The organism is Streptomyces sp. NH27 (assembly GCF_056859195.1).
Genome location: NZ_JACEGK010000891.1, coordinates 1 through 1,597 on the forward strand (window position 1 = coordinate 1; position 1,597 = coordinate 1,597).

General features: G+C 77.0%; 1 protein-coding gene. It reads right to left on the reverse strand.

The window, feature by feature from the left end; all coding sequences use genetic code 11:
* A partial coding sequence (locus AC13HU_RS36825) for an AfsR/SARP family transcriptional regulator (RefSeq protein WP_483046352.1) occupies nt 1–1,206 on the reverse strand: 1,206 nt, incomplete at its 3' end.
* Nucleotides 1,207–1,597: the final 391 nt, after the last annotated feature.

A 1,597-nucleotide genomic window follows, 5' to 3' on the forward strand; every position in this document is an offset into this window, starting at 1 on the left:
GCCCGAGCCCTCGGGCCGGTACGCGTCGCGGGCCTGGCCGGGGCGCGGGGGTCTGCGCTCGGCCGCGGCATGCTCCGGCGCCGACCGGGCCGGCCCCGCGGGCACGGGTGCGGGTGCGGGTGCGGGTGCCCGTACGGATACGGCGTCGCTCGGCGTCCCGGCGGTGCCCGTGGCGGGCGTCCCGGTGGCCGGGCACCCGGGCGTGCCGGGCCCCGCCGGTACGACCCCGGGTCCGGCGACACCGCTGCCCGCTTCGGCCGCTTCTGCCGCTTCGCCGGCGGAGGCGCCCCGCCCGGCGCCCGCACCCGGGGCCATCACCCCGGCGGCTGCGCCGACCACACCGCTACCGCTACCGCTACCGCTACCGCCGAAGCCCGGGGCCGTCACCCCGGCGGTGGCACCCTCCGCACGGATTCCGCCGGGCGCGGGCCGGGTCGGCGTCGGCTCGGCCAGGATTTCCTGGTAGGCGGCCTGCACCGCGGAGTCCGGCTCCACGCCCAACTCGTCGACCAGGATGCGGCGCAGCCCGTGGTAGACCGACAGCGCCTCGGCCTGCCGGTGGGTGCGGTGCAGGGTGAGCATGAGCTGCCGGTGGAAGGTCTCGCGCAGCGGGTTCGCCGCGGCCAGCCCGGCCAACTCCGCGGCCATGCCCTGGTGCCTGCCGAGCGCCAGTTCCGCGTCGAAGCGCCACTCCAAGGTGAGCAGTCGGGCCTCGGTGAGGTGCGCGGCGAGCGCCCGCAGCACGTCGGAGCGCAGCGGCACGTCCGACAGCGGGTCGCCGCGCCACAACGCCAGCGCGGCCCCGCACTCGGCGAGCGCCGAGGCCCAGTCGCCGGCGCGGTGCGCGGTACGGGCGGCCGCGTGGTGGCCGAGGAAGATCCAGACGTCGAACTCGCCGTCGGCGATGTCCAGGACGTACCCGGGCGGCGCGGCGCGCAGCCGGGAGCCGTCCTGGCCCTCCTCGTGCAGCACCCGGCGCAGCCTGGCCACGTGGTTGTGGAGGGACGCGGTGGCGGTGGTGGGCGGGGCGTCGCCCCACAGCGCGGACTTGAGGTGGTGCAGCGGCACCGCGCGGCCGGGGGTGGCCAGCAGCGCGGCGAGCAGCGCGCGGACCTTCGCCGAGCCGACCGGCCGGGGCCGGTCCCGGCCGCCGCCCGGATCGCCGTCGGCGACGACCGTGACTGTGCCGAGCAGGCCGAACCGCATCCGTGGGCCTCCCTGGCCGGATCAGTCGCGAACGTGCCCGCAGCGCTGGATGCCGATGTCGCCGCCTCGCGAGTGCCTTCCTCGCGTTCCGTTCCTGTGCGAGCATCCTCGTCGGGGGTGAACTGCCCGCTGCCGCAACCGGGTTGCCGGGTGCGCCCGCCGGACGTCCACCCGTGGTGCGAACGACGACGCGACACCGGGTCGAAGCTGTGGGGGCAAGCCGAAGCTGTGGGGACGAAGCGTTAGCCATATGTTAGCGGTCGGTTGGCGGGTGTCCGCATGATGACGGAGTCGGGTTCGGCCGCCGCGGGTGCGCGCGGAAGCCCACCTTCCGTGAACGGGGGCACTCTGCGCCGCGGCCGGACCCACATCCCGCAGCCGCCGCCCCGGC